The organism is Actibacterium sp., from assembly GCF_041584535.1.
GTDB lineage: Bacteria > Pseudomonadota > Alphaproteobacteria > Rhodobacterales > Rhodobacteraceae > Actibacterium_D.
Genome location: NZ_JBFHDW010000441.1, coordinates 1 through 1242, shown reverse-complemented (window position 1 = coordinate 1242; position 1242 = coordinate 1). Strand labels below are relative to the sequence as shown.

The 1242-nt window shown below is 64.3% G+C and carries 1 protein-coding gene and 1 pseudogene; both read right to left on the bottom strand.

What is annotated here, in order from left to right; all coding sequences use genetic code 11:
- Positions 1–776: pseudogene (locus ABYW26_RS14580) on the bottom strand (serine--tRNA ligase); the annotation flags it as partial.
- A gap of 22 nt (positions 777–798) precedes the next feature.
- Positions 799–1242 (bottom strand): pentapeptide repeat-containing protein (locus tag ABYW26_RS14575; RefSeq protein WP_372605641.1); only part of this gene is annotated, 444 nt, incomplete at its 5' end.

The following is a 1242-nucleotide window of genomic DNA, read 5'->3' as shown; positions in this document are numbered from 1 at the left end:
TGCGTATGGGCGACATAGCGGCGCGGCAGATAGGTTTCTTCGACCATGACGTTGTTGACGATATTGGTCAGCGTCACCTCGGCGGTGGGGATCAGCCACCAGCCGTCATTGGTTTGATAGCTGTCTTCGCCGAATTTCGGCAACTGGCCGGTGCCCAGCATCATTTCCTCGCGGACCAGAACCGGGGTGATCGCCTCGGACAGGCCGTTTTCCTCGGTGTGGGTGTCCAGCATGAACTGCGCCAGCGCCCGGTGCACGCGGGCCACGGCGCCCGACAGCAGCACAAAGCGCGAGCCCGACAGCTTGGCCGCGGTCTCGAAATCCATGCCGTCCTGCACGGCGGCCAGTTGGTAATGCTCTTTCGGGGCAAAGCTGAACTGACGCGGCGTGCCCCAGCGGCGGATTTCCACGTTGTCGGATTCGTCCGCGCCATCGGGGATGTCGTCGGCGGGCAGGTTGGGGATGGTCATCAGCAGATCGGTCAGGGCCGCGTCCTTGGTCTTGGCCTCGTCGTTCAGGCGGGCGACCTCGGCCTTTTTCTCGGCGACCAGCGCGCGCAGACGCTCGAACTCGGCCTCGTCGCCGCTGGCCTTGGCGGCGCCCACGGATTTGCTGGCCTTGTTCTGTTCGGCCTGAGCGGTCTCGGCGGCAAGGATGCAGCCGCGCCGCGCCTCGTCCAGCGCCAGAATATCCGCCGACTTCGGCGCATCCCCGCGACGGGCAAGGGCCGCGTCAAAGGCGGCAGGGTTCTCGCGGATGGCTTTGATGTCATGCATGGGGCTGGTTCCGGCTGGTGATTCACTTGGAGGGATGCTTTAGCGTATTTGTTTGCCGATCAAAACCGATCTTGTCCTGCCAGGCGCGCCAAGCTTGGTGGAAGGGGGAGCGGGATTCGTCCCCGCGCCAGCCGAGGGTTTCGTTCGACCAATGGTTTGGCCAGCCCTTGCTGTCGGGGCCTTTGCCGCCGGGCAAGGTGACGCTGGCATCGCCGAACATCTGTGCCAATTGATCGGGTTCTATGGTAGATTTGGTAAAATCCACCTCTTTCACGGCCGCATCTTGGAAAGTAGCAGCATTGAAAGAGGTGCGATCGTCGAACTCCGCCCTGTTCAGGTCCGCCCCCTGCATCTCCGCCCGGCTCAGGTTCGCCCCCTGCATCTCCGCCCCGCGCAGGTCCGCCCCCTGCATCTCCGCCCGGCTCAGGTCCGCCCCCTGCATCTCTGCCCGGAACAGGTTCGCCCC